Genomic DNA, 26269 nt, shown 5'->3' with positions numbered 1-26269 from the left:
AGTTCATGGTGTTAATGAAATTGCTCAACTTGCCCGCAGCTTCCAATCTATGTCTCATAACTTAAAAGAAATGATTGGTCATGTCCTTTCTACATCAGGGGCGGTTGTTGAAGGCTCGGACGAGCTGCTTCGTCGGACTGAGGCTATGAGTGTAAAAGTACAGGACTCTACAGCTGCTGCTGAAGAAGTAGCCAAGGGCAGTACCAGCATCGCTTCGGCCGCTGCTGAAAATGCGCAGGCTATGGAGGAGATCGCTCAAGGGGTTCAGCATATCGCCTCCTCCGCCAACGATGTATCTGATCAAATCAGCGAAGCGACGAAAGAAACGGTCAACGGGAATACGCTCGCTCAAAAAGCTGTAGCTCAAATGTCACAGGTAGGACATGTTGCCGATGAGTCGCTTCGACACATTCATAGTATGAACGAACGCTCAGAAGCCATTGGCAGCATCGTTTCTGCAATTTTCGATATTACAAAGCAGATTCAAATGTTGTCTCTGAATGCCTCCATTGAGGCTGCCCGCGCAGGCGAACATGGACGGGGCTTTGCTGTAGTTGCTGGAGAAGTTCGCAAGCTCGCAGAGCAATCCAAAGAAGCAACACAGGAGATTTCGGACTATTTGGTTACTATTCAGGAAGTATCGAAGCAATCGGTGGACTCTGTGACCCAGGTTAGCCGTGAGATTCACTCGGGAACGGAGATGGTTCAGCAAGCAAGTTTTGCCTTTAGCCAGCTAAGTGAGCTCATGCAAAAGATTAACGCTACGATTCAAACCGTATCCGCAGCAACGGAGCAAGTATCCGCCAGTTCGGAGGAAGTATCTGCTTCCGTGGAAGAAACAGCTCTCATCGCTGCCAATGCACAGCATATGATTCAGGAAATCGGTTTAAATGCCGATGAGCAACTGAATGAAATGGAAAGCCACAGTGAGGTTGTTCGTCAATTAAGCCAACAAGCAACGGAGCTGCAAAAAGCGGTTGAAAAGTTTAAAATCAAGTAAGCTGATATCCTAAAAAAGGTATCTCTCAGTCACAAAAATGACTGTAGAGATACCTCTTTATTTTTTTAAAGCGATTTAAAGGAACTTCCATGAAGAATTTTATGAATTCATCCCCAGAATGCGATAGATTTGCTCCATATCCAAATGAGCACGTACTACCTCTGCGACACGATCAAACTCCCGTTCCTTGGCTTCACGCACAGTAAAAGTGCTGTCCAAAGGCTTTAAACCCTTGGCTTGTCTCAGTCCATCCAACCAGGACCGGCGAAAACGGTCATTATCAAACACACCATGCAAGTAAGTTCCCCATACCTTACCGTCAGTCGTGCCCCAACCTTCCTCAAAGGTGTTTCCTTCCCCACGCTGAATCTGGAATAATGTTTTCATATTCGTTGAGTCTAAAGTTCTGTCTATACATACATGTGGTTCCGTGACATACTCCGTCACACCCATATGTATTTCATAACCTTCAATGACTGGTTTGGAGGCAGAACCTGAGTCAGGGGCAGTGCTTAGCAAAAGTGGACAATGACTAGACAGGATTCCTTGAACACGCACGGTTTGCTTTTCCTTTAAGAAGGTTGTGGATAGAGATAACCAACCTAACCCATCTGCCTGCTGCGGCAACCCAGATTCGACAGCATCAGGGTCAAATAGCGCTGCACCCAGCATCTGATAGCCCCCACAAATACCGACCAGTTGCGTGCGTCCCGTCTTCATGACCTCTCGAATGTCATCCTCCAACCCTCTTTCACGCAATTCCAGCAGGTCTCCGATGGTGTCTTTGGTTCCCGGTAAGATAATGGCGTCCGGTACGCCCAATTGTCCGGCCTCTGTGACATAACGTACGCTCACGTCAGGCTCTGCGGCCAAAGCATCCGTGTCCGTAAAATTGGAAATACGCGGATATCGTATCACTGCAATATCCAATTCTTTATCCTTTACTGACCGCTTAGGCATCTTGTCTAGTACGACCGAATCCTCTGCTTCAATACGAATGTCCGGTAAATAGGGCAATACACCGAGTACAGGAATGCCTGTCCGTTCTTCCAGCCAGTCTAATCCCGGTTGAAGCAGGGACAAATCGCCTCTGAATTTGTTAATGATAAATCCACGGATACGCTGTACTTCATGGGGTTCCAGCAATTCGATAGTCCCTACCAGAGAGGCAAAGACACCGCCCCGGTCGATATCCGAAACCAGCAATACTGGAGCATCCGCCCAGCCTGCAAGGTTCATATTTACAATATCGCGGTCCTTTAAATTAATCTCTGCGGGGCTGCCCGCCCCTTCCATAAGCACAATATCATAGGTATCGCGCAGCCGATTCAGCGCATCCATAACGGTATGCTTGGCTTGTGGCAAAAAATCCTTTCGGTAATCGGAGGCGCTCATATAGGCATAAGGTACACCATGTACAACAATTTGTGAGTGCATATCCTTGACCGGCTTGATCAGAATCGGATTCATATCGGTCGTCGCCTCAATACCACAAGCCTCGGCCTGCACACCCTGAGCACGTCCAATTTCCTTGCCGTCCTCGGTAACATAAGAGTTTAACGCCATATTTTGTGACTTAAACGGTGCGGGACGATAGCCATCTTGCTTAAAGATCCGGCACAGCGCGGTCGTCACCACGCTTTTGCCCACATCCGACGCTGTTCCTTGAAGCATCAATATAGCGGCCGGGTTTGTGCAGGACGGTTTGAAAGTTGACAATTGCCTCTTCCCCTTTAACGAATTCAATTCAAATTTGGTCACAACCCGTACAAAATGACAATACACAGCAACAAAACCGTCTCCAGCAATTCGTTCAAAGCTCCGTATATATCCCCCGTAAGTCCCCCTAGGCGGCAGTTAATACGGTTTGCTGTAAAGGTTCCAACTCCGTAAGCCAAGAGCGGAAGCAACGCAAAACCTAGCCAGATTGGAAGAGAGCCAGAATATGAAAGAAGCATCTGTAAGTATGCCCCTGACAACGATAGTCCTCCTGCTTCCTCAGTCGCTATAGCAAAACCTGCAAAGATATATTGCCCTGCGGCAGCACCTAGCGTCACTAATACTGCCCAGAATACGGCCAGTCCGACACGTCTACCATTCATATCCGCAAAACGCGCCGCCAGTCCATCATCGTTCCGGGCTTTAGGCCAGCGCATCATCGCATGTACCATGAACCAACGGCTCCAAACCATCGGAAGTATCAACAGGCCGGATACATTCCGTTCAACCAGCACCGTATACAGCAAAGAAGCCTTGAGCATGAGCAGCAGCACACAAGCAATCACACCCATTGCTCCTACACGGCTATCCTTCATAATTTCCAGCATTCGTTCACGGGACCTGTAGCTGAACAAGGCATCCGCCGCATCCATCCACCCGTCCAGATGCAGTCCGCCTGTCAACCACACCCAGACAGCAAGGGTAAGAATTGCACACGGCACCGGTGGCAGCACCATAGCCGTAAGCGCCGCCCCCCCCCAGACGATAATGCCAATAACCAATCCAACCAGCGGATAATAGCTTGTACTACGTTTTAGCAGCTCCGGGGAAAAATCCAGCTCCGCCTTCACCGGTAGACGGGATAAAAATTGAAAAGCCGCAGCAACAGCCTGACGTTCACTGCTCATAGCTTATATTCCAACTGTTTAAGTTCTACGGGAATGCCTGCCGTCACTAGAAAAACTTCATCACAAAGACGGGCAATCCGCTGATTCATAACTCCGCTTAAATCCCGGTACAGCCTTCCAAGCGGATATTCCGGTACAATACCGTCACCGACCTCATTGGTGACGATGACGAGCGATCCCGGATACTGCTCCACAGCTGCCGCCAGCTCATCCATGGCGGCTCTGGCCACAGCTTCGCCGTCCTCACCTGCGGCCAGCAGCACGTTCGACAGCCACAGGGTCAGGCAGTCGACCAGTACCATAGGCGCAGGTGAAGGCTGCGACGCTTGCGCGCTGCCAAGCCGCCGCAGCAGCTCCGGCAGCGCCTGTGCTTCCTCCAGCGTCTGCCAGTCATACCCGGCAGAATCGCGCTGGAGTCGATGAAGGGCGATGCGCTCCTTCATCTCCACATCATAGGCTTGCGCCGTTGCAATGTAGCAGGCGCGCGGGGCGCGCGCCATGCATAATCGCTCGGCAAAGCCGCTTTTTCCGCTGCGTGCCCCGCCGGTCACGAGCGCCTTCATCGCTGCGCGGCTCCCTGACCGTCCGATACACCTGCATCGGCAAAGGTCGCCATTTCGCGCATAATGCGGCACGCCGCGTCAATCAGGTGCAAGCTAAGCGCACCGCCCGTGCCCTCTCCGAGCCGCATGTCCAGATGAAGCATAGGCTCCAGCTTGAGCTGGCGGAGCACCGCCGCGTGTCCGCGCTCATCCGAGGCGTGCGAAGCAAGCATGTACGCCGCGCTCGCAGGCGCAAGCGCGCGTGCAGCGAGGGCAGCCGCGCCGGAAATAAAGCCGTCCAGCACCACTGGACAGCGATGTGCGGCTGCGCCGAGGATGACGCCTGCCAGGGCGGCAATCTCCAGACCGCCGACCTTGGTCAGCACGTCCAAAGCGTCATTAGCATCCGGCTGATTTACATCCAATGCGCGGCAGACAACGGCTATTTTACGGGTAAGCCCCGCTGAATCTACCCCCGTCCCCCGGCCTACGATAACTTCTGGCTCAAGCCCGGTGAGCGCACATACTACCGCAGCGCTGGCTGTTGTATTCCCGATGCCCAGCTCTCCAGTAACGAATAGCCGTGTGCCCCTTTTAACTGCTTCTGCTACGGCTTCAGCTCCGGCTAAAACCGCCTGTTCCGCTTCCGTACGCAGCATTGCTGGCCCTTTAGCTATATTTGAAGTGCCCATGCGTACCTTACGGTTCACCAAATCCGGGTGAGCAACATCTGCATTCACGCCAACATCTACTACCTGGACATCGGCGCCCGCATGACGTGCCAGCACATTAATTGCCGCGCCGCCTGACAGCATGTTATACAGCATTTGCTGCGTCACCTCTGCTGGAAAGGCGCTGACTCCCTCTTCACACACTCCATGATCCGCAGCCATGACCATTACCGTTTTACGATCAAATTCAGGTTTGTCCAGTCCAGTAATTCCTGCTAACTGGATGGCCAAACTCTCCAGCTTTCCAAGACTGCCAGGTGGCTTTGTTAATTGGTCCAAATGCGCTGAAGCTTTTGAAGACGCCACCTCATCCGGCTGGGCAATGCTATCGATCAGCTGACGCAGCTTGTCGTTCATACTTTCCACTCCCTGCTCTTTTTTTAGTATGTTTACGATGTCCTATTGGTTTTCTGTGGACGCAACGCCTCTACGCAGCAAAAGCTGCGGCACTCCGCTATCGGGATGCGGAAGCATCACAGGATCTACACCATATACACGACGAATCCGATCCTCTGTTAGCAAATCCGATGAAGCTCCCAATCCTTCAACCATTCCATCCTTAAGTACAAGCAAATTATCGCAAAATTGAGCCGCCAAATTCAGATCATGCAAGACAGCAACGATCGTCACACCCGTTTCTTGGCGCCATTCTGCAAGCAATTCCATAAATTCAAGCTGATAGCGCAAATCCAGATAGGTCGTAGGTTCGTCCAGCAGCAATATCTGTGGCTCCTGCACCATCACCTTTGCCAAAGCTACACGCTGTCGCTGTCCCCCACTCAAGCGATCCAATGTCCTGTCGGCTAGAGAAGTTAGACTCAATCGCGCTAGAACTCGATCCGTAATCGCCTCTACGTCAACTCCTTTTTCCCTGCCCAGCCAGTCCTGATGAGGGAAGCGACCCATTTCTATAACTTCCCTGACCGTGTATCTTACTGGAGGAATCCCCTCCTGCTGGAGTACGGCTACAAGTCGGGAAAGCTCTTTTCTGCTGTAGCTATCGATTTTTTCACCATAGATATGAACACTTCCAGAGGTCGGCTGGTCTACACCAGAAAGCAGATGCAGCAAGGTCGATTTTCCACTCCCGTTCGGACCAATGATCCCCCACCAAGCTCCTTCGTTTACGTTCCAGCTAACATTCTTTAGCACATGCGATTCCCCATAAGCACGGCTCAGGTCCGCTACCTCTAATGCTCGAGCACGCACCTTCAGTAATTCACCTTGTTCGGTCACAGCAGATCCCCCCTGCGCAGCTTCTTGTTCCGGTACAGGAGATATGCGAAGAACGGTGCTCCCACAAAGGCGGTCATCACGCCCAAAGGAATTTCCGTCGGGGCTAACAACGTGCGAGCTGCGGTATCTGCCCAAGCCATAAAAATAGCTCCACCTAGTGCAGACAACGGAACAATCATCCGGTAATCAGGACCTGTCATTAGACGAATGATATGTGGTACAACGAGTCCGACAAAGCCAATGACTCCGCATACTGAGACAGCGGCAGCTGTCAGCAAGGTAGATATGATCAGGACAGATAGCTTCGTCGCATCTACATGAACCCCCATATGAGCCGCTTGACGTTCACCCAAAGCCAGAATATTCAGCACCCGTGCCCTATTCCATAGAAACACCAGTCCTATGATCACGTAAGGTAACAGAATTCCTGTATATGACCAGCCTCGCAGACTGAGACTTCCCATCGTCCAGTACAATATTTCATTGACTGTTTCCTTCGACATGGCTGTCAAAAAAGAAACAATAGCTCCTAAAAAGAATTGCATCACCACACCTGATAAAATGAGGCTTGGTGTGGGAATTTTCCCACCTTCACGCGCCAACGTCAGCACCATCCACAGCGTCAGCATGCCGGTTATAAATGCGACTAGCGGAAGCGTCCATATCCCCACGAATGAAAATTGAAGCCCCCAATAAATCAGTACTGCCGCTCCTACCGAAGCTCCCGAGGATACCCCCAGTGTATACGGATCAGCCAGGGGATTACGCAAAACACCCTGAAATCCGGCTCCCGCTAGCGCCAGCGCTGCTCCGACCAACATTCCAAGTAACACACGTGGCAGTCTAACCTTCAAAATAATCTGCTCTGCGGATGTATTCCAGTCCGGTGTAAACGTATCACCTAACCATGGTAGGTGGTTGATCAAAATACCTGTGATCTGGCTGACCGGAAGACTGACCGAGCCGATGCCAAGACAGAGCAGCAGCGTCAGTAGCAGCAAAACAAGACCTGTCCCTCCAAAACCGATCAGTCTGCGGTTCATTTGAAAATTTCAGGATACACGCCCTTGGCTACTTCCTTGAGTCCTTCCGTTACGCGTGGACCTGGGCGGCTGATCAAATTATCATCCACGGCAAATACACGGTTGTTACGGACAGCTGATATTTGATCCCATCCACTGCGAGCTTTAATGATATCGCCGAGGGACTGACCTGTTTTGTCATCCTTGACACTTTTGCTGTACAAAATCACGTCAGGGTTGGCAGCTATAATATTTTCCTCACTGATTTGATACCAGCCCTTCTGCGTGGCACCTACGTTTTCTCCTCCCGCCAACGTAATCAGCTCGTCCATAAATTCGCCTTTACCCACTGTCCAGCCTGGTGAAAACTCGACGTATACCCGCAGCTTCTGCCCTTTGCCGATGTTTTTAACTCCTTCTTTCACTTCCGCTACATCTGCTCTCATCTTGTCGGTCACCGCTCTCGCTTCTTTCTGATGATCGGTGATTTTTCCATACAATTCGATGTTAGCTATGACATCTTCAACGGTTTTCGGTTCCGTTTTAAAAATCATAATTCCCATGTCACGCAGTTTGGTCGTAGCCTGCTCACTAAGTGAAATCCCTGCAAAAACGACATCAGGATTCGCAGCAATGATCGCCTCCTCGTTCGGCTTCATAATACCGCCCACTTTAGGCTTTTTCGTAGCCGCTTCCGGATAATCAGAGTAATCCGAAACACCGACAATTTCCTGATCCAGCCCGATGGCAAACAGTGCCTCGGTTTCTGCCGGGGAGACGGAAACGATCTTGTTCGGAGCCTTTTTAAATGTAAATTCCTGCCCTGTTGCATCCTTAACCGTTAGCGGGTAAACCGTTTTGCCCGGAGGTTCTTGGGCAGTTACGGTCTGTCCCGACTGCTGTGAGGAAGCTTGGCCCTCTTTATTCTCAACATTTTTTCCATTCGTGCCACATGCACTCAGCACAACTGCCAATATCAGTGCCAATAGACCTGTTGACCATACCTTTATTTTTTTCCCTGCCATGTTTTGCACCCCTTCATATAAAAATCGTTAAGAGCGTTACTTGAACTTCATCCGATATTTCCCTCATTCCAGCCTTCTTTTCCTATCAAAAACCCCCGCATCCTCATATCAGGACGCAGGGGTCACGTAAGCACAGATTGTACGCAGGCGGGCAGCTTCTTTCCGCATGGACAGTCACTGCGAACACGTCATCCTTTCCTCGAAGGATTATGGTGACAGGCAGACGGGCAGGTATCCTGACTTATGGAAGATGCATGTCCTGATAGGCTTTTATATGCTTGGCGGCACATAAAGCAGGGCTAGTGAACATGTTTCCATTTACAGTGGCGGGACCGTGTCGGATTCACACCGACTTCCCTTTTAACAACGCAATGAAGGAAACCATAGTTTCCTCACACGGCGCCGACTCGTCTGCTGGATATTTGATGTAGTGGTAGTCAAGCCGTTCTTTTACTTGATGATTATAGGTTAAAAAGAGTCGGCTTACAACCCAAACTGCCGCTTTACTCACCGTCTCTTCTCTAATTAAGAAAGCAATCTTGCTATACATTTGTGCGGTCCTGCCCATCTTAACTGAATCCTAGACGCTTCTCCTGGTTTTGGATTCAGGCTCCAAAAATCATGTCCAGGTATCAGCATGCAGGCTAATTGGCGAATTACACCACCATGCGTGACAATCAAAACAGAGGGCGGCTCAGCATTCGACTCTGTGGGCTGAACCTTCAAAGCAGTGTGCCTCGCAAACAGAGAGTCGAGGAATTCACGCAGACGATTCACAAAATGGTTCCATGACTCTCCTCCAGGTGGGGTGATTCGTTGCGGCTCATCAATCCAAGCACGATATAGCGCCACATCCTTGAGCATGTCATACGTTTGTCCATCCCACTCGCCAAAGTGAAGCTCTCGCAGACGTGGTTCCATCATAGGAGGCATAACAGATAATGTTGATTCCGGCAAAATGATCTGCAAGGTCTGGCGACATCGCATCAAATCGCTGCAATAGATTCGAGCAAAGGAATGCCCATGCAATTTTTCCTGTAAAGGCTGTAGCTCCTGCTCAGTTCCTGACAGCAAACCCAAGTCGGTGTGTCCCAGATATCGACGTTCCTTATTCCATAAGGTTGTGCCATGACGAACTAGCATGAGCTCCATGTCCCACTGTGGATCTTCTTTAGCATCATTCGGCTCATTTATCTGTTGTAAGCTCGGACTTGGTACACATTCTTGCGTTATTTTCCCTTCTATATCTTGTCTCAACATGATGTCACTCCTCATTGCACCCATTCCAAGGCAAAACACCCTGCGGCTCCTAACAAACACACCCCTACAAACATAGTGGATACGGCGAACATCAGCCGGATCGTATGCCGGATATCCTGTGACTCCAGCGGTCGTAGCCCTTCGCCCATGTAGGCACGAAAGGAGCGTACGCCGTGGTAGACATTATAGCCACCAAGACGAATCCCCAGCGCACCTGCCACCGCTGATTCGGGGAAGCCGCTGTTTGGACTTGGGTGCAGACGGGCATCCCGCTTGACTGTGCGCCAGCTTCGTACAGCATCCAGCCGATGCAACCAGGCCGCTATTACAAGCATAGCTGCTGTCAGGCGAGCCGGCATGTAATTAGCTACATCATCCAGACGTGCTGAGGCCCAGCCTAAATACAGATACTTTTCATTTTTGTAGCCGACCATCGAATCAAGCGTATTTACAGCTCGATATGCCAGTGCCAAAGGCGCTCCCCCGATCAGAGCATAAAAAAGCGGGGAAATAATGGCGTCCACGATATTTTCAGCGACCGTTTCAACGGTACCACGCACAATTTCAGGCTCGTTAAGCTGCTGCGTATCCCTCCCGACAATCATGCCTAGCTCCCGACGTGCCGCAGCCAGGTCGTTCGCCTGCAACGCTCGGTATACGGCCATCCCTGCATCCTTTAGCCCTTTGGAAGCAATTGTTGTAGCGATCAGAACAATTTCTACGACGACAGACAGCCACGGGTGAATCCAGGCAAGCACACACAACAGCCCCCAAGCAAGCACAAAGCAGCCTCCTGCCACTATAAGTGGGAGCAGTATGCCCGCGCGTTTCAGTCCCCGGTCACTGCGGACCTTACGGCGAATCGCTTTTTCCAATGCTGAAATGGCATGCCCCATCCCGATGACTGGATGCGGCAACCATCTCGGATCACCGATTAGCCTGTCCAGCAGATAGGCTGCCATGATTACCAAGCTAACGATCACGCAGCTGATCCTCCTCCAGCACTTCACCCAGTGCAGTCAGCAGCCTATTATTGGCTTCGGCGTCCTTAACCGCAACTCGAAAATGACTCGCCGACAGCCCTGGATACATGGCACAACTACGTATAAGAATTCCACGTTGTCCAAGCGCCCGCTGAATAGCCGATGCACTCCACGTTCCCGGTGCTCTTGCCAGCACGTAATTGGCTTCGCCAGGAACGACACCACAGCCCCATTCCGCCAAGGCAGCCAATAAGCGACTGCGCTCCGTAGCAATTAGTTCCTGTGTGCGGCGTTCATAAGCTTGTCCGCTTCTCAGACAGGCCTCGCCAGCCAGCAACGCCAATCCATTAACACTCCAGGTCACCTGTTTGGCCGTCATTCGCCGGATATAGTCCGGATGAGCAATCGCATAGCCCAATCGTAAGCCAGGAATGGCATAAAATTTGGTCATCGATCGGATCAAAATCACATGAGGATAGCGCTCCAGCACAGGCAGTAGCGAGATTTGCCGTTCCAGTGGGATAAAATCAATAAATGCTTCATCCACCACCAGCACGGTACCCGATCTGCCAGCCGACTCTGCCAGTTCGTATAGCTCCTGCTCGCCATATTGCACCCCGTTCGGATTATTCGGCTGCCCAAGAAACAATACATCTACCTGCTTCATGAGCTGAAGGATGTCTTCCACATCCGCCTTCCATTGAAGCGAGGCCTTCCCATATACCCGGTGGACCTCGGCTCCGAATTTACCAGCCAGCTCAGCATATTCGGAAAAACACGGCTCCACAGTACCCACACGCTTGGGAGCCAATCCTAATAGCAGGAGCGCCATGCTTTCAGCCGCGCCGTTACCGATACTCAGCGACTCGGGTGGAACATGCAGCCGCCGTGCGAGCATATTTTTAAAATGGCGGTGTCCAGGGTCTGGATAGCGAATCACCGTGTCAAATGAGCTTTGCAGCGCTTCAAGCACCTCCGGTGGCGGACCGAGCGGATTAATATTCGCACTAAAATCCACAAAATCAGCCGCAGCTCCGCCAAATGTCGCGGCAGCTGTTTCCCTGTCCCCGCCATGTCCGTAAACCTCTATCATTGCCTCTCATCCTTTCCGTCCGTTTCCAATCATTTAGCTCCATTATGAGGCTGCTTTTTGCGTCCCGTCAATGCAAATGAGCTTTTGTACATAGCTCACTTGGGTTACAATAGAAGGAGGCACACATAAATTACACAGTTTATATACGGAGGAATGGACATGCTGTTCATCGACAACCAGGGCATACACGACCCAGCCATTAATCTTGCTATTGAGGAATATGCGCTCAAGCATTTACCGCTGGACGACAGCTATCTGCTGTTTTACATTAATCAGCCTTCTATTATTATAGGCAAGCATCAAAACACCGTTGAAGAAATCAACGCTGAATTTGTGAGAGACAACAATATTCAAGTCGTTCGTCGCCTATCCGGCGGTGGGGCTGTATATCATGATCTCGGTAATTTAAATTTCAGCTTCATTACCAAGGATAACGGGGAGTCCTTTCATAACTTCCTCAAATTTACGCAACCTGTGATTGACGCCCTGCACCAAATGGGAGTAGAAGCCGAAATGACAGGACGCAACGATCTGCAGGTCGGAGAACGTAAAATTTCAGGAAACGCCCAATTTGCCACACGTGGACGCATGTTCAGCCATGGTACATTGATGTTCAACCTGAATCTGGACAATGTGGCTGCATCGCTGCACGCCAATCCCGAAAAATTCAAATCCAAAAGCACAAAATCCGTCCGCAGTCGCGTGGCTAATATCAGCGAGCTGATGGACCGTGAAATGACCATAGAACAATTTCGCGAGGAACTGCTGCGGTCTATCTTTGGCTCAGAATTGGATCAGGTGCCTCAATATAAGCTCACCGATGAGGATTGGGCTAAAATCCATAAAATTTCCAAAGAACGCTATCAGTCGTGGGATTGGAACTACGGTCTATCTCCGGAGAGTAATATCAAGCACACACGTAAATTCCCGGTCGGTATTATAGATATCCGTATGGATCTGAAGGAAGGCTACATCCGTGATATTAAAATCTACGGGGATTTCTTCGGCGTAGGTGATGTCGCTGATATTGAAAATATCCTGCGCGGCAAGCGCTATGAGGAAGGCGAGGTCCGTCAAGCTCTATCCTCTCTCGATTTGAAGCATTACTTCGGTAATATTGAGCTAGACGACTTTGTTGGACTTGTATTTTTGGAAGACTAACCGTTACTTTTTTCCATGGTTTCAAACCAATACTTCAGTGGTTATAAGGGGATGGGCTCTTATGGGCGCCGTCCCTTTTTTAATGCAATATTGTCATTTTGAATATTATAAGATACAATTTTAATATTGCCCCATGATAGAGATAAAGGAGAGAATACCGATATGTATAAATTAATTGCCATTGATATTGATGATACTCTCATTAATGACCAGAAAGAAGTTACTCCAGCGACACAACAGGCTTTGGAAGCTGCTGTAGCTAAAGGTGTGGTGGTTACTCTCGCGACTGGACGTGCTTATGCTTCCGCGCACAAAATTGCACGCCAGACGGGGTTAAACGTACCGATCATTACGTACCAGGGAGCTCTAGTTAAAAACTTGCTGGACGAAAAAGTACTGTATGAGCGTTATGTTCCACTCGTAGCTGCACGTCGTCTCTATGAATTCTGTGTGGAACGCAATCTGCATCTGCAAACATATATAGATGACAAATTGTACACACGTGAAGATAATCAGAAAATTAAAGATTACACCGAGCTGAATAACACGGAATATTTTGTCGAGCCTGTGTTCAGTAAAGTTATAGAGCAACCTGCTCCTAAATTGCTGATTATTGACGAGCCGGAAGTGCTGGATGAATTAATTCCCGAACTGCGTGAGCTGCTTGGCAGCGAGGTGCATATCACAAAATCAAAGCCTCATTTCCTGGAAATCATGCATCATGAAGGCACCAAGGGCCACGCGCTTACCTTCCTTGCAAACCATTTTGGCTGTGATCTGTCGGAGACCATTGCCATTGGCGACTCTTGGAATGACCATGAAATGCTGGAATGTGCTGGTCTTGGCATTGCGATGGAGAATGCGATTCCTGATTTGAAAAAGCTGGCTGATTACATTACTCGCAGCAATAACGAAGACGGTGTCAAGCATGCCATCGACAAATTTATACTCAATGTTGAATAAGCAAAAAAGTGACTGTTAACGGATATACCTAAATGAACAAATTACATCAACAAAGCCTCCAAACGCCGCTTGTTTAGTTACATACGGCAGTTTGGAGGCTTCTTCTGTCATATCTCATTCTGTCATGTCTCATAATAATCTAACAACTTTCAAAATATCAGGCAACAGAACGTACTTTACGTCTGTTCACCAGACGAATGATTCCATTGTTCATACACATCAATCCGATCACGATGAGCAGCACCCCTGCCAGCATCCACCAGCTTACGTGCTCTCCATATAAAAAAGCACCCAGGCCTACAGCAATCGGTGGTGAAATATAGAGCCATGTAGTCGGAAACAAGGGATTCGTACGCGCCATAAGCCAGTAAAAGAGTGTCTGCGCAATCATAGAGCCAAACAAAATCAAATAAAATAGAGATCCTATAGCAGGCAGCAGATTCCACTCCCCAGAATTCCAAGGCTCTGTGAAAACCGACAGCACTAGCAGCATCCAACCACCATGAAACATTTGTGCCGCATTCAAGGCAATCGGGTTCGTATCACGAAACGCATCCATGACTCGTTTGGAATACAGAGCTCCACCCGAATAACACAGTTCACCCAGCAAAATGGCCATGCAACCCGCCAGCCACAGACCGCTGATTTGAACGGCCAAGCCGGGCAACACCACCAGTACGACCCCAAGAAAGCTGATCATGCAGCCCATGAGCGTAATTCTCGTCGTTTTTTGCCGCAGTATTGCAGACTGCATCAGCACAATCATCATCGGTCCCGTGGCTGACAAAATAGCACCAATTCCCGAGCTGACATATTGCTCTGCCCAATACAGTGTTGAGAATGTTCCGAAGGTCGTTCCCGTTCCAATCAGCAGTATTTCCTTACGCCATAATAACGACCACCGAACCTTTCCCGAAAGTCTCATCGCTATAAACAAAATTGCCCCAGCTACCATAAAACGTGTGCCTGCCGATAGGAATGGTGGAAGTCCAGCTTCCACCCCCACTTTGATAGCCAAAAATGTGGTGCCAAAAATAAGACACATAACTGTAAAGGCGATACCAACCATGACACTTCCCTCTCCTTTCTATTACTCACAAGCATACAAGGAGACAGACAGAACAGATGGGCAACCACAGAACAGTTGTACACGTTTTTGAAGTGCTGTATAGTACAATACACACAAAGGAGCGTGGACCGCATGGGCAAGGATAACAGCGAATTATTGTTTTCAACGGAACAGATCTCGACAGATCCGGGCTTAAAGCTGTATGAGCAGGTCGTCCATTACATAAATGTGCGGATGGAGCGCGGGGACTGGTCAGCAGACGCTAAATTGCCGTCTGTGCGAAGTCTGGCTCAGGAACTGGGTGTACACCGGTTAACTGTATTCCGGGCATATCAGGAGTTAAAGCAACAAGGACGTATCTATGTAAAGGATAAATCGGGATATTACGCTCATGCTTCCCATGCAGCAGAATTGGGGCCATTTACTACCTATTCGGAGCGTTCATCCACAAGACGGATCTTCCATTCAGAATCCACTTATATGGCAGACGATCCGTCTGTTTCTGTCTGGAGGGGGATGGATGGACTCACCCAGGTTCATGCCGTAAACGCGGATTTCCAATTTTCCAAGGCCCTGATTGATCCCTCTCTCCTACCCAACCGATATTGGAGAGAACTAATGGTGCAGGTGTTTGAAAAGCATCCGAAAATCGCGGCTACTTATTCTGCTGTACAAGGAGACGCTGAGCTTCGTGATGCCATGGCGCAGCATTTTAGCACAGATAAGCATTTCGCAGTATCAACCGACGAAGTACTGATTACCTCCGGCGCACAGCAAGCCATTGACCTGGTTTCCCGTTCTCTGATCCGTACAGGAGATCGTGTATTAATCGAACGTCCAGCCTATGGCCCCGCCATGGAAATATTCCGCAGACAAGGCGCCCGCCTGACTGTAACGGATATACGACCGGAAGGTTATGATATGGATCACATTGAATGGTGCCTGAAAACGGAAAAACCTCGTCTCTTTTATATGAATCCGACATTTCACAATCCGACTGGCTTTACGATCCCTGATGAGCAGCGCAAACGACTGCCCGAACTGGCCGAGCGCTACGGCTGTCTTATTGTCGAGGATGACAGCACCTATGATATCAGCTTTGGGCAAAAGCCGCCTTCCCCCATTTTCGCCTATGATATCTCAGGAAGCGTCGTCTATATTCGCAGCTACAGCAAATATGTAGCACCTGGTCTGCGAATCGCAGCCGTAACCTGTCGGCGTCAGCTTATGAACAGCCTGCTAAGCGTCAAAGCGCTAGTGGACAATGGATCACCGTTGCTGAATCAAAAGCTGTTTTTACAATACTTTCAATCCCCACGTATGCAGCAGCATCTAAAAAAGCTATGCATCGCGCTCCAGATTCGCAAGGAAATGATGGAGACCAGTCTCCGTGATTCAGGCTGGACATGGACTAGTCCGACGGGAGGACTCAACCTGTGGCTCCAGCTACCCTCTACGATCAAACCCAATGAGCTGCTGGCCAAAAGTATACAAAAGTCTGTTTCCTTTGTGCCGGGCAATGTATTTGATCCCATCGGCGCAGAGGGTAAAACGCATATACGGTTGTCCTATTCCTACGCTAATGAGCTGCAAATCAAAGAAGGGATCTCCACACTTCTACGCATCAGTCGAACGATGTGAATCGTTATTCTAACGGCAAACTCATGCCTGTGTGTGCCAAACTGATCCCTTCCAGCAGCCCGTAGTTGTGTGTGATATCCACATCATGGGACATATGTGTAAATACCGTGCTTCCGGGCTTCAGTCTTCCTACAAGCTCCTGAGCTTCCAGCATGTCATATACCGAGCGGGTGGCATACTCGGCCTCTTCATGGTAAAAACTTGTTCCCAGCACGAGTAAATTCAGGTTATGTAGAGGCAAAATCTCCGCCTCATTCAGTCCGATTGAATCCGAACAGTAGGCCCATGAGAAGCCGTCTTTTTCCAGACGATAAGCGTAAGCATATCCGTTCTTCCCGTGATTCACACGCCAGCCCCGGATGTTCCATCCGCCAAGTTGGACTCCCTGATCTACTGGAATAAGGTCCAAGTTTCCAGAGAGCCAGGAAAATTGACGTAAGATCGTATCGATCACTTCCTGTGGAGCGAACAAGCGCCCTCGGTTCCCGGTCCAGCGACAGGCATCCGCCCATTCTGGCAATCCTCCAATATGGTCAAAGTGTGCATGCGTCACAAGGATCGTAGGGATAAAACGCAGGCCGCGCAATTCCAGCTGTCTGCGCCAATCGGGGCCACAATCAATCATAAAATCCTCTGTCTCGCTTTCAATCAGCACAGACGACCTCAACCTTACATTCGCTCCTGTCGTGCGAGCCTCCATGCACACAGGACAATCACAATATACACGTGGAACCCCCATTGCATCCCCCGTGCCAAGAAAAATAAGCCGATTCATGATTTAACTCCTATCTATCTGGTTGTTTTTACTACTATTATAACGAACATACCAAGTCTGCGTAAATCAGTCCAGCAATCAACGACAAAAAGAGCATGTCTAAAGCCGGAAAATCAGGCTAGACACCCCCTCAGTCGTGATCGTTTTATTTTTAAATGATGATAGGCATCGGGTCTTCCTTCAGACGGTTCTCCACCATCCAGCTGGACTCCTCATTATATAGATAGGCCCGATGCACCAACACTCGCACCTGCTGACCAGGCTCCAGCGTAGATTTCTCCAGCGAACGGTATGTCATGAGACGCTGGTCACCGACCTGTACTTCAACCATCCATTCACTCCCGCGAAAATGCAAATGCTTCACTATGCCTTCCTCGGTTGCCGACAGGAGCGCAAATTCCTCACTCGGTCCGACATCAATGTACTCTGGACGAATCAAGGCACGTGTTCCCACTCCGGCCGCCTCCTCAAAGCCTCTGAGACTACCCGCCTGTTCAATCACCGTGGATTCCCCAATAAAGGAAGCCACAAACGGGGTTCCCGGTTTTTTATAAATATCCCAAGGCGTTCCCTTCTGCTCCAGCCGTCCTTGATTAATCACCATAATTTCATCCGCTACTTCAATCGCCTCATCCTGATCATGGGTGACGAAAATAGACGTAATACCCACTCGCTCAATCAGCTCTCGCAACCAGGTGCGCAGCTCCTGGCGAATCTTGGCATCAATAGCTGCAAACGGCTCATCCAGCAGCAGCAGTTGAGGCTCTGGTGCCAAAGCACGCGCAAAAGCAACCCGCTGTCGCTGTCCACCCGACAGCTGATGCGGATAACGATGCTCAAAGCCTTTGAGCCCCGTTAGTTCAACCAGTTCAGCGACTTTTTCCTTGATGTGAGTTTTGGAGCTTTTTTTCACTTTCAAGCCAAAGGCAATATTGTCGTACACGCTCATATGCTTAAACAAAGCATAGTTTTGAAATACAAATCCGATTCCACGCTCTTGTGGTGCCAGCTCGTTTACCCTTTTTCCGTGAAAATGGATCTCTCCTGCATCCGGCTGCTCCAGCCCCGCCAAAATGCGAAGAATGGAGGTCTTCCCCCCGCCACTTGGACCAAGCAAACCAATAAGATGGCCCGTCTGAATATCAAAAGATACGTCCTTTACCGCATGAAAATTACCGAAATGCTTGTTTAATCCTCTTACTTCCACATGCATATCCGTACACTTCCTTTCCGCCTCTGGACCCGTTTAGGAACAGCAGCAACCTTGCTAACCGCAAAGCACGCACCTATTTTGAGAGCATTTAATTATTCCAATAAACTTACTTTGTTTTTCTTATGTGATACTTTATCAAAGGAAAGCAATTTTCGTCAACTCTATATATTATCTTGAGTATGAAAAGGGTAAAGTAATACATAGAAAGGAGATGAATTCATGTTGCATACTTTTGAATTATCTACGACACGGCGAGATGAAATGCGTGATATTACACGCGAAGTTGCAGCCCTCATCGAAAAAAGCGGGGTGCAGCAAGGAACAGCATTAATTTATTGTCCACACACGACAGCCGGCATCGCTATTAATGAAAATGCCGACCCTGATGTCAAACATGATGTTATTTTGAGGCTGGATGAGGTTTATCCATGGGAGCATCCCCAATATCGTCATATGGAGGGAAATACGGCGTCCCACCTAAAATCCATTACGACAGGCCCCTCACAAACGGTTATCATTCATGAGGGTAAGCTGTTGCTTGGACGATGGCAGGGACTTTATTTTTGTGAATTCGACGGCCCACGCAGACGTCAGTACTATGTCAAAATTATGAAGGGCTGACGGGGACGTACAAAAAACAGACGATGATGTTCTCCCGCTGGATACATCATCGTCTGTTAAATTCTTAGTCGCTTTCGCAAAGTACCGTAATGATTAGTCACCGTCATGAAGTGAAAGCACCCAAAAATGCGCCCTACATGTTCATGGCTGAAGCGTGTGAATGCAGGTACGCTCATAGGTGTCTGCACAGCAGCTTTACATGTGCTAAAGCAGCAGGCCTGATCTCTTCAAATGTTAATCCGTCCTGAATATAAAATGACACAAAGCCATGCATGGATAAAAACAGACTTTTCGGTACCCTGGAGCATTCTTCCTCCGAATGTCCCTGATCACTCAATTCCTGGCGAATCATAGATGCGAATAATTCTACACAACGGTTTTGTTCTGTACGACAGTATGCAAATAGTTCTTCATCATGCATCATGAACATAATTTCGTACTGATATGGATTTTCCAAGCCAAAACGGATATATTCCAGCATCAAGTACTCCAATCTGCTCAAGCCATCATCAGGCGTGCCTGTTGTTGCTTGCAGTAGAATCCCACGCAAGGTATTGAAATCTTCAATCACAATGGCGTAGAACAGTTCAGCCTTCTCTTTAAAATGATAATATAATGAACCATGACTGTAACCCAGATGCTGGCCAATGCTGCGCATTGAAATCGCACGGTAGCCCTTGGTGATAAACAAGTGCCTGGCCGCTTCCAGAATCCGCCCTCTTGACAACTCCTGTTCTACTGCTCTTCTAGCCATATTATTTATTCCCCTTCAATAAAGTAAAGCTGCTCTCCCTCCGACACAAGCGATTGTCCTTGTGTCAAGTCGGTTATCCAGTTGCAGAAGGATTCCGCATCACCAGCCAGCGGCAGACAGGTTAAAGTAACTTTATCCGTAAACATCGTTTCTCCGGTACGGATGCTGCGATTGCGTAATTCATTTTCCACTTTGCCCAACCAGGTATAATCCAATTCCACAAAAACCTCACGATGCAGCACACGCGTAATCGCATCCCCTGCCTCAATAGCTGCAACAGCACCATCTGAGTATGCGCGAATCAGTCCGCCTGCTCCCAGCATAATTCCGCCAAAGTAACGGGTAACCACAATAGCGACATTTTTCAGCTTCTGATTGCGGATGACCTCCAAAATAGGCTTCCCCGCCGTCCCGCTTGGTTCTCCGTCATCCGATTGCTTTTGGATTTCGTCTCTTTCCCCAATCATATAAGCCGAACAATTATGGGTAGCGTTCCAATGCTCTTTCTTGATGCGTTCTATGAAAGCAACTGCTTCTTCCTCAGTTTCAACAGGCTGAATATGGCCGATAAAACGGGATTTTCGGATTACAATTTCCTTGTTGCCGGCACCGCGTACGGTTCGGTATTGTTCCAACATACACGTATAACCTTCCTTACTTCATTTTACAAGAAAGCAGTTCCCCGCTTCTGGCAGCTGGCGAACTGCTTTCCTGTACTTAAATGTTGCTATACACCATAACGCTTCTGACCGAAACCTGTTTCGAATCAGAGATTATAGCTCCCTTATTCAGACAATCTAGCTTCAAGCTCCGCTTTTTCTTTTTCGAAGCCCGGTTTGCCAAGCAGAGCAAACATGTTCTTTTTGTAAGCTTCTACACCCGGTTGATCGAACGGATTTACGCCCAACAGGTAGCCGCTGATGCCGCAAGCCTTTTCGAAGAAATAAGCAAGGTAGCCAAAGGAGTAAGGGCTCAAGTCAGGAATATTTACAATCAGGTTTGGTACTTGTCCGTCTGTGTGAGCCAGCAATGTACCTTGGAATGCTTTTTTATTTACAAAATCCACCGTTTTGCCTGCCAGGAAATTCAGTCCATCCAGATCATCTTCATCTGCTTCGATGGTGATGTGACTAGGTACATTTTCTACTTGAATTACCGTTTCGAAAATGTTACGACTGCCTTCCTGAATGAATTGTCCCATAGAGTGAAGGTCTGTCGAGAAATCAACAGAAGCTGGATAAATGCCTTTATAATCCTTACCTTCGCTTTCTCCGTACAACTGTTTCCACCATTCGGATACGAAATGCAAAGACGGCTCATAGTTTACGAGAATCTCAATTGCTTTACCTTTGCGATACAAAGCGTTACGAACGGCTGCATATTGATAAGCCTCGTTCTCAGCAACATTCGGATTGCTGTATTCTTTGGAAGCGTCTGCCGCGCCCTGCATCATTTCCTCGATGTTAATGCCTGCTGTAGCAATCGGCAACAAGCCTACAGCTGTCAGCACGGAGTAACGACCACCGACATCATCAGGAATAACGAAAGATTCATAACCTTCCTCGTTAGCGAGCTTTTTCAAAGCGCCACGTTCTTTGTCCGTTGTCGCGTAAATACGTTTGCGCGCTTCTTCTTTACCGTATTTTTTCTCCAGAGCTGCACGGAATACGCGGAAAGCGATAGCAGGCTCTGTTGTTGTACCTGATTTGGAGATGACATTGACAGAGAAGTCTTTTCCTTCAATCAGTTCCAACAAATGATTCATATATGTAGAGCTGATGTTGTTGCCTGCAAAATAGATGGCTGGACCCTTGCGTTGATCTTTAGGCAGCGCATTATAGAAGGAATGCGACAGCATTTCGATCGCAGCACGTGCTCCAAGGTAAGAACCGCCGATACCGATTACAATCAATACTTCGGAATCGCTTTGAATTTTAGCAGCAGCCTTTTGGATGCGAGCAAATTCTTCTTTATCATAATTGGTAGGCAGGTCAATCCAACCCAAGAAATCGGAGCCTACGCCTGTTTGGTTGTGCAATTGCTCATGAGCCAACTTGATAGGCTCTGCAAAATAATCAATTTCATGCTGACCTACAAAGGAGAGGGCTTTCGTGTAATCAAAAATAACTTTTTTAGACATGTTTGGAACCTCCTGTTTGGTATTACTAAGACCAGAATACGAACATAAGGACTTAGGAATAGGATACTTTAATTTGCTGAGCCTGACAAGCTTGCGTTACCTATATGTCCTGTGTCTTGTCAGACCCTGCTGTAGATAGGCTAGCATGCCCATGCTACAATGAAACATAGAACAATTGTTTCAATATTCAATTCAAGCCGAACTCGCATCTGCATCGGACGGCAACTTCCAACAAGAAAGGTGATTAGCAATGAAAAACATCGGATTTATCGGACTGGGCACGATGGGCGCCCCGATGGCATCCAATCTGCTAAAACAGGGATTCGGAGTCACAGTTTATAATCGTACTGCTTCACGCTGCGAACCCTTGGTAGAGCAAGGCGCACGTACAGCTTCAACCCCTCGTGAAGCGGCCGAAGGGCAGCACCTGGTCATTACCATGGTCAGCGATGATCAATCAATACGTGACGTCTATTACGGTCAGGACGGTGTGTTTGCTGGTCTTACGGCTGGTATGACCGTGATGGACAACAGCACGATTTCACCTGAGCTGGTCAAACAACTGGCTGCTGAAGCGGACAAGCTGGGCTGTTCCTTCATTGACGCACCCGTAACAGGTAGCAAGCCTGCCGCTGTTGATGGAACACTCGTGTTCATGGTCGGCGGTCATGCAGAAGTGATTGCGGCACAGTCAGATGTTTTTGATACCTTGGGCAAAAAAGTGCTCCATATGGGGCCAAATGGCAGCGGAGCCGTAGCCAAGCTTGCTCACAATACGATGGTCGGTATAAATAACCTCGCTCTGGCTGAAGGCTTTGCTATCGCGGCTAAATCCGGCATTCCAGCAGACAGCTTCCTAGAATTGGTACAGCTCGGATCGGCAGGCAGCAAAGCCGCTGACCTCAAAGGGCGCAAAATCATTGAGCATGATTTTAGTAACCAGTTCTCACTTGCTCTGATGCTCAAGGATTTGAAGCTCGCTTCCTCACTAACAGACAGCCTGTCCATCCCTACGCCCATGTTGTCCATAGCCAAAAGCTTGTTTCAGGCCGGACAAACACAAGGCTACGGCGATGAGGATCTATCTGCCGTCGTAAAGACATACGAAGCATGGATTGGCCGCACCATTGGTGGTCAGCCTCTTGAGTAAGCCGTTTCTTTGTAAACATAATGCTGTGCGTTAATGATGACACAGCTTTAGGGTAAGAACACTTGGCTTGTAGCCTGAGTGCTCTTACCCTTTTCAGCTCATTATTCCGGATAAGAACAGCAATAATCCGTTACACTTCGCACTTCCAGCTTGAAGGAAGACTTCGCAGGTACATGAAAGGTTGACGTGCCTTGTATTTCCAGCCATTCCTCGGAACCTGGAAGCAACACTCTCAGATCCCCTGCCAAAATCTCCATGATCTCACGGGAATCCGTACCGAATTCGTACGTTCCCGGCAGCATAATCCCCAGTGTTACCTTACTACCGTCACCCAGGATAACTGTACGACTTGTAACCTGACCATCGTAATAAACATTTGCTTTTTTAATTACGCTTACTCCATCGAACTGTGTCATTCGTTATCCCCTCATCTGCTCTCAATGGTGAATGAATATGGTGCATCATAACATAATTTGGATTCCAGTTTCAGTATGAAAATACACACTGTATCGGTGTACTCTATAGACGATCATCCAATAGACATTTTTCCGCAAAATACAAATGTATGAAACAAACAGCCGTAAGCCTTACTCAGGTTACGACTGTTTGTAATACATGGATTGCCACGATCAGGTAGGTCGTTTGCCAGCAATACACGATCATTGCTTTATGGACAAACTCTTCCTAATTGCTGCTCCAGTGGTTTATTTCAACAAAGCTTTTACACGGCTAACCACGTTCTCTACTGTAAAACCGTATTCCTTAATTACGCGGTCACCAGGAGCGGATGCGCCAAATGTGCTGATACCGAGAATGTCGCCTTGGTCGCCAACATATTTTTCCCATCCCAGTGGATACGCCATTTCTACAGCCAAACGAGCTTTAACTTCAGGCAGCAGAACGGAATCTTTGTAAGCTTTGTCTTGTTTTTCGAACAGATCCCAGCTTGGGAAGCTGATAACGCGAACCTGAATACCTTTCTCTGCCAATGCTTCCTGTGCTTTAACAGCCAGTTGTACTTCGGAGCCTGTAGCCAGAATTTGAGCAACCGGTTTGCCGTCTGTTGCATCTGCAACCACATAAGCACCGCGTTTGATTCCTTCGCGTGCATGTTCAGCAGTAGCAGCCAGGATTGGCAAGTTTTGACGAGTCAATACCAGTGCAACCGGGTTTTTCTTGTTTTCCAGCGTGTAAGCCCAAGCAGCAGAAGTTTCATTACCGTCAGCCGGACGAATGACCGTCAAGTTCGGGATAATGCGCAGAGAAGCCAATTGTTCGATCGGCTCATGAGTTGGGCCATCTTCACCGACAGCAATACTGTCGTGAGTCAGAACGTAGGTTACAGGCAATCCCATCAGAGCCGCCAGACGAACAGCCGGACGCAGATAATCTGTAAATACGAAGAATGTACCGCCAAATACTTTTACACCTTGGTGCAGCGCCATACCGTTCATCGCAGCAGCCATACCGAACTCGCGGATACCGAAGTAAATATTACGGCCAGCGTAATCTTCTGGCGTAAAGTTCGTCAGGTTGTTCAAATGTGTCATCGTGGAGCTTTCCAAGTCAGCAGATCCACCTGTCAGGAAAGGAACATTTGGAGCCAATCCGTTCAATGCATTACCAGAAGCTACGCGAGTTGAAACCGCTTTGTCTTCTGTAGAGTATTTCGGAAGATCACGATCCCAACCTTCAGGAAGATCGCCCTTTACAGCTGTTTCGAACTGAGCTGCCAAATCAGGGTGAGCTGCTTTGTATTTCGCGAATTGTTCATCCCATGCTTTATTAGCTGCGATACCGCGCTCTTTTACTTTAGCAAAGTGCTCGCGAACCTCTTGTGGTACATGGAAGTCCTCTTCGTATACCCATTTGTAGAATTCTTTAGTCAGCTTGGCTTCTTCTGCTCCCAGCGGGGAACCATGAGTACCGCCGTGTCCGCCTTTACCTTGTTTGTTCGGGCTTCCGTAGCCGATAACTGTTTTCACTTCAATCAACGTAGGACGGGTTGCATCAGCTTGCGCTTCTTCAATTGCTTTTTGGATAGCTGGAAGATCATTACCATCTTCTACACGCAGCACTTGCCAGTTGTATGCTTCAAAACGTTTGGCAACACTCTCGGAAGAGGACAGATTAAGTTTGCCATCCAGTGTAATATCATTGGAATCAAACAATACGATCAGCTTACCCAGTTGAAGGCGACCAGCGAGCGAAGCGGCTTCATGCGAAATCCCTTCCATTAGATCGCCATCGCCACAAATAGCATATGTGAAGTGATCCACAACTTTAAATCCGTCTTTATTATATGTTGCACCCAGTTGTGCTTCTGCCATAGCCATACCTACGGACATTGCCAAACCTTGTCCCAGAGGTCCGGTGGTAGCATCTACACCAGCAGTGTGTCCAAACTCAGGGTGACCCGGTGTACGGCTGCCCCATTGGCGGAATTGCTTCAGCTCTTCCATAGGCAGGTCATAGCCGCTCAGGTGCAGCAGGCTGTATAGCAACATAGAACCGTGTCCTGCAGACAGTACAAAACGGTCACGGTTCACCCATGTAGGGTGATCTGGGTTATGGTTCATTGTTTTAGCAAAAAGTTGGTAGCCCATTGGCGCGGAGCCCATCGGCATACCAGGGTGTCCCGAATTCGCTTTCTCGATGGCATCAATTGCCAACGTACGAATGGTTGTGATGGACAAATTGTCGATCGTGGAGTTTTCATCCTTTTGAATCGCTTGGTTCTGGTCAGTCATGGTTTGCCTCCTCATATTGTATGAAGTATGTCAATTGCATTCGGTCATACTCTTCAATATCACCTTCCCATATAGAGACAGAGACTATTGAAGTGAGTGAATCTGCTTGAATGTTTCAATATGACTTATACACTCATAAGTATTGTACCATTTGCCGTGGAAGTTTGCCAGATCGTTTGTAAAGATGATTGTCGAATTGTACTGAGCCCTCATATCAATATACCCGTTATGTATCAACCTCATTTAAAAAATAAGAAAAATCGCAAAAAAATTTATATAGGGGCCTGTGACGCAAACACTATAAAAAAACAAAGCCCATTATGAGTTAGGCTTTGTTTTATCCGAAATGTGTATTCACAAGTTTTCATCATTTTGAAATATGAAGTTCAATTAAAAACGACCGTTTTGTTCTCATGAACCAGTATACGATCCTCTGTATGCCACTTCACGGCTCTTGCCAAAACAACCCGTTCAATCGTGCGACCGATCCGTTTTAGCTCATTTACATCATCT

The 26269-nt window shown here is 48.4% G+C and carries 24 protein-coding genes, 1 pseudogene and 1 riboswitch; of the genes and pseudogenes, 6 read left to right on the top strand and 19 right to left on the bottom strand.

All coding sequences use genetic code 11. The features are described from left to right. A partial coding sequence (locus AC5V8P_RS07140) for a methyl-accepting chemotaxis protein (RefSeq protein ID WP_495473588.1) occupies positions 1-1000 on the top strand: 1000 nt, incomplete at its 5' end. A 99-nt stretch (positions 1001-1099) separates the two neighbouring features. On the opposite strand, the gene AC5V8P_RS07135 is transcribed toward AC5V8P_RS07140, so the two are convergent. The 10 genes from AC5V8P_RS07135 to cobD all read right to left on the bottom strand — a co-directional run bounded on the left by AC5V8P_RS07135 (position 1100) and on the right by cobD (position 11519). Then, the gene (locus tag AC5V8P_RS07135) at positions 1100-2719 is read right to left on the bottom strand and encodes a cobyric acid synthase (protein WP_064795365.1); all 1620 of its coding nucleotides are present in this window, start codon (positions 2717-2719) and stop codon (positions 1100-1102) included. 38 nt (positions 2720-2757) lie between these two features. Beyond that, complete coding sequence (gene cobS / locus AC5V8P_RS07130; RefSeq protein ID WP_064795366.1) at positions 2758-3627, bottom strand: adenosylcobinamide-GDP ribazoletransferase; 870 nt, start codon at positions 3625-3627, stop codon at positions 2758-2760. Further along, complete coding sequence (gene cobU, locus AC5V8P_RS07125) at positions 3624-4190, bottom strand: bifunctional adenosylcobinamide kinase/adenosylcobinamide-phosphate guanylyltransferase (protein ID WP_064795367.1); 567 nt, start codon at positions 4188-4190, stop codon at positions 3624-3626. Before cobU ends, cobS begins: the two co-directional genes overlap by 4 nt. Continuing rightward, positions 4187-5257 (bottom strand): nicotinate-nucleotide--dimethylbenzimidazole phosphoribosyltransferase, encoded by a 1071-nt coding sequence (cobT, locus tag AC5V8P_RS07120; protein WP_064795368.1) that lies wholly within the window; start codon positions 5255-5257, stop codon positions 4187-4189. Before cobT ends, cobU begins: the two co-directional genes overlap by 4 nt. A 42-nt stretch (positions 5258-5299) precedes the next feature. Beyond that, positions 5300-6136 carry an ABC transporter ATP-binding protein gene (locus tag AC5V8P_RS07115; RefSeq protein WP_064795369.1) on the bottom strand — a complete coding sequence of 279 codons (837 nt, stop codon included), beginning with the start codon at positions 6134-6136 and terminating at the stop codon, positions 5300-5302. Next, complete coding sequence (locus tag AC5V8P_RS07110) at positions 6133-7179, bottom strand: FecCD family ABC transporter permease (RefSeq protein ID WP_064795370.1); 1047 nt, start codon at positions 7177-7179, stop codon at positions 6133-6135. The genes AC5V8P_RS07115 and AC5V8P_RS07110 overlap by 4 nt, the downstream gene beginning before the upstream one ends. Beyond that, a complete protein-coding gene (locus tag AC5V8P_RS07105; protein ID WP_063208172.1) occupies positions 7176-8183 on the bottom strand; it encodes an ABC transporter substrate-binding protein in 1008 nt (335 codons plus the stop codon). The genes AC5V8P_RS07110 and AC5V8P_RS07105 overlap by 4 nt, the downstream gene beginning before the upstream one ends. Before the next feature lie 209 nt (positions 8184-8392). Then, positions 8393-8584, bottom strand: a riboswitch (cobalamin riboswitch). 124 nt (positions 8585-8708) lie between these two features. Beyond that, positions 8709-9440 carry a histidine phosphatase family protein gene (locus tag AC5V8P_RS07100; protein WP_064795576.1) on the bottom strand — a complete coding sequence of 244 codons (732 nt, stop codon included), beginning with the start codon at positions 9438-9440 and terminating at the stop codon, positions 8709-8711. 14 nt (positions 9441-9454) lie between these two features. After that, complete coding sequence (cbiB, locus tag AC5V8P_RS07095) at positions 9455-10426, bottom strand: adenosylcobinamide-phosphate synthase CbiB (protein ID WP_064795371.1); 972 nt, start codon at positions 10424-10426, stop codon at positions 9455-9457. Further along, positions 10416-11519, bottom strand: coding sequence for a threonine-phosphate decarboxylase CobD (gene cobD, locus AC5V8P_RS07090; RefSeq protein WP_064795372.1), 1104 nt, complete (start codon positions 11517-11519; stop codon positions 10416-10418). The genes cbiB and cobD overlap by 11 nt, the downstream gene beginning before the upstream one ends. A gap of 159 nt (positions 11520-11678) precedes the next feature. Between cobD and lplA the strand changes: the two genes are divergently transcribed. Beyond that, a complete protein-coding gene (gene lplA, locus AC5V8P_RS07085; protein WP_064795577.1) occupies positions 11679-12680 on the top strand; it encodes a lipoate--protein ligase in 1002 nt (333 codons plus the stop codon). Between the two features lie 162 nt (positions 12681-12842). After that, positions 12843-13643 carry a Cof-type HAD-IIB family hydrolase gene (locus tag AC5V8P_RS07080; RefSeq protein ID WP_064795373.1) on the top strand — a complete coding sequence of 267 codons (801 nt, stop codon included), beginning with the start codon at positions 12843-12845 and terminating at the stop codon, positions 13641-13643. 157 nt (positions 13644-13800) lie between these two features. On the opposite strand, the gene AC5V8P_RS07075 is transcribed toward AC5V8P_RS07080, so the two are convergent. Further along, a complete protein-coding gene (locus AC5V8P_RS07075) occupies positions 13801-14712 on the bottom strand; it encodes a DMT family transporter (protein WP_064795374.1) in 912 nt (303 codons plus the stop codon). A 132-nt stretch (positions 14713-14844) separates the two neighbouring features. On the opposite strand from AC5V8P_RS07075, the gene AC5V8P_RS07070 reads away from it, so the two are divergent. Next, positions 14845-16353, top strand: a complete 1509-nt coding sequence (locus tag AC5V8P_RS07070; protein ID WP_064795375.1) for an aminotransferase-like domain-containing protein — start codon at positions 14845-14847, stop codon at positions 16351-16353. 4 nt (positions 16354-16357) lie between these two features. Here the strand turns inward: AC5V8P_RS07070 and AC5V8P_RS07065 are convergent, their stop codons facing one another. Together AC5V8P_RS07065 and AC5V8P_RS07060 are read right to left on the bottom strand one after the other, a co-directional pair. Further along, entirely contained in the window at positions 16358-17128 is a 771-nt protein-coding gene (locus AC5V8P_RS07065) for an MBL fold metallo-hydrolase (protein ID WP_063208154.1), read from the bottom strand. 151 nt (positions 17129-17279) lie between these two features. Continuing rightward, positions 17280-18341, bottom strand: coding sequence for a sulfate/molybdate ABC transporter ATP-binding protein (locus AC5V8P_RS07060; protein ID WP_063208150.1), 1062 nt, complete (start codon positions 18339-18341; stop codon positions 17280-17282). A gap of 219 nt (positions 18342-18560) precedes the next feature. Here AC5V8P_RS07060 and AC5V8P_RS07055 point away from each other — a divergent pair, with 219 nt between their 5' ends. Next, positions 18561-18962, top strand: coding sequence for a secondary thiamine-phosphate synthase enzyme YjbQ (locus tag AC5V8P_RS07055; protein WP_063208147.1), 402 nt, complete (start codon positions 18561-18563; stop codon positions 18960-18962). 172 nt (positions 18963-19134) lie between these two features. Here AC5V8P_RS07055 and AC5V8P_RS07050 read toward each other — a convergent pair whose 3' ends face one another. The 3 genes from AC5V8P_RS07050 to AC5V8P_RS07040 all read right to left on the bottom strand — a co-directional run bounded on the left by AC5V8P_RS07050 (position 19135) and on the right by AC5V8P_RS07040 (position 21856). Beyond that, on the bottom strand, positions 19135-19716 hold the full coding sequence (locus AC5V8P_RS07050) for a TetR/AcrR family transcriptional regulator (protein ID WP_063208144.1): 582 nt from the start codon (positions 19714-19716) through the stop codon (positions 19135-19137). Positions 19717-19721: 5 nt separating this feature from the next. Beyond that, positions 19722-20354: a YigZ family protein gene (locus AC5V8P_RS07045; RefSeq protein WP_063208141.1), complete on the bottom strand. Its 633-nt coding sequence runs from the start codon at positions 20352-20354 to the stop codon at positions 19722-19724. Between the two features lie 146 nt (positions 20355-20500). Beyond that, positions 20501-21856: a glucose-6-phosphate isomerase gene (locus tag AC5V8P_RS07040; protein WP_063208138.1), complete on the bottom strand. Its 1356-nt coding sequence runs from the start codon at positions 21854-21856 to the stop codon at positions 20501-20503. Between the two features lie 250 nt (positions 21857-22106). Here AC5V8P_RS07040 and AC5V8P_RS07035 point away from each other — a divergent pair, with 250 nt between their 5' ends. Next, the gene (locus AC5V8P_RS07035; protein ID WP_064795376.1) at positions 22107-23006 is read left to right on the top strand and encodes an NAD(P)-dependent oxidoreductase; all 900 of its coding nucleotides are present in this window, start codon (positions 22107-22109) and stop codon (positions 23004-23006) included. 101 nt (positions 23007-23107) lie between these two features. Here the strand turns inward: AC5V8P_RS07035 and ppnP are convergent, their stop codons facing one another. The 3 genes and pseudogenes from ppnP to AC5V8P_RS07020 all read right to left on the bottom strand — a co-directional run. Beyond that, entirely contained in the window at positions 23108-23422 is a 315-nt protein-coding gene (ppnP, locus tag AC5V8P_RS07030) for a pyrimidine/purine nucleoside phosphorylase (RefSeq protein WP_063208132.1), read from the bottom strand. Positions 23423-23710: 288 nt separating this feature from the next. Continuing rightward, on the bottom strand, positions 23711-25756 hold the full coding sequence (tkt, locus tag AC5V8P_RS07025; RefSeq protein WP_064795377.1) for a transketolase: 2046 nt from the start codon (positions 25754-25756) through the stop codon (positions 23711-23713). Positions 25757-26142: 386 nt separating this feature from the next. After that, positions 26143-26269: pseudogene (locus AC5V8P_RS07020) on the bottom strand (formyltetrahydrofolate deformylase); the annotation flags it as partial.

This window comes from Paenibacillus sp. N119s (assembly GCF_059447605.1).
The sequence above is the reverse complement of the archived record's forward strand: the minus strand, read 5'-3'. Positions and strand labels throughout refer to the sequence as shown.

What these genes read in the sequence shown, in the direction of transcription:
- cobT (WP_064795368.1), bottom strand. Translation starts at nt 5,257, where the DNA reads ATGAACGACAAGCTGCGTCAGCTGATCGATAGCATTGCCCAGCCGGAT.
- tkt (WP_064795377.1), bottom strand. Translation starts at nt 25,756, where the DNA reads ATGACTGACCAGAACCAAGCGATTCAAAAGGATGAAAACTCCACGATC.
- cobD (WP_064795372.1), bottom strand. Translation starts at nt 11,519, where the DNA reads ATGATAGAGGTTTACGGACATGGCGGGGACAGGGAAACAGCTGCCGCG.
- AC5V8P_RS07110 (WP_064795370.1), bottom strand. Translation starts at nt 7,179, where the DNA reads ATGAACCGCAGACTGATCGGTTTTGGAGGGACAGGTCTTGTTTTGCTG.
- AC5V8P_RS07040 (WP_063208138.1), bottom strand. Translation starts at nt 21,856, where the DNA reads ATGTCTAAAAAAGTTATTTTTGATTACACGAAAGCCCTCTCCTTTGTA.
- AC5V8P_RS07105 (WP_063208172.1), bottom strand. Translation starts at nt 8,183, where the DNA reads ATGGCAGGGAAAAAAATAAAGGTATGGTCAACAGGTCTATTGGCACTG.
- AC5V8P_RS07045 (WP_063208141.1), bottom strand. Translation starts at nt 20,354, where the DNA reads ATGTTGGAACAATACCGAACCGTACGCGGTGCCGGCAACAAGGAAATT.
- lplA (WP_064795577.1), top strand. Translation starts at nt 11,679, where the DNA reads ATGCTGTTCATCGACAACCAGGGCATACACGACCCAGCCATTAATCTT.
- cobS (WP_064795366.1), bottom strand. Translation starts at nt 3,627, where the DNA reads ATGAGCAGTGAACGTCAGGCTGTTGCTGCGGCTTTTCAATTTTTATCC.
- AC5V8P_RS07060 (WP_063208150.1), bottom strand. Translation starts at nt 18,341, where the DNA reads ATGCATGTGGAAGTAAGAGGATTAAACAAGCATTTCGGTAATTTTCAT.
- AC5V8P_RS07075 (WP_064795374.1), bottom strand. Translation starts at nt 14,712, where the DNA reads ATGGTTGGTATCGCCTTTACAGTTATGTGTCTTATTTTTGGCACCACA.
- AC5V8P_RS07065 (WP_063208154.1), bottom strand. Translation starts at nt 17,128, where the DNA reads ATGAATCGGCTTATTTTTCTTGGCACGGGGGATGCAATGGGGGTTCCA.
- AC5V8P_RS07050 (WP_063208144.1), bottom strand. Translation starts at nt 19,716, where the DNA reads ATGGCTAGAAGAGCAGTAGAACAGGAGTTGTCAAGAGGGCGGATTCTG.
- AC5V8P_RS07070 (WP_064795375.1), top strand. Translation starts at nt 14,845, where the DNA reads ATGGGCAAGGATAACAGCGAATTATTGTTTTCAACGGAACAGATCTCG.
- AC5V8P_RS07055 (WP_063208147.1), top strand. Translation starts at nt 18,561, where the DNA reads ATGTTGCATACTTTTGAATTATCTACGACACGGCGAGATGAAATGCGT.
- AC5V8P_RS07080 (WP_064795373.1), top strand. Translation starts at nt 12,843, where the DNA reads ATGTATAAATTAATTGCCATTGATATTGATGATACTCTCATTAATGAC.
- cobU (WP_064795367.1), bottom strand. Translation starts at nt 4,190, where the DNA reads ATGAAGGCGCTCGTGACCGGCGGGGCACGCAGCGGAAAAAGCGGCTTT.
- ppnP (WP_063208132.1), bottom strand. Translation starts at nt 23,422, where the DNA reads ATGACACAGTTCGATGGAGTAAGCGTAATTAAAAAAGCAAATGTTTAT.
- AC5V8P_RS07035 (WP_064795376.1), top strand. Translation starts at nt 22,107, where the DNA reads ATGAAAAACATCGGATTTATCGGACTGGGCACGATGGGCGCCCCGATG.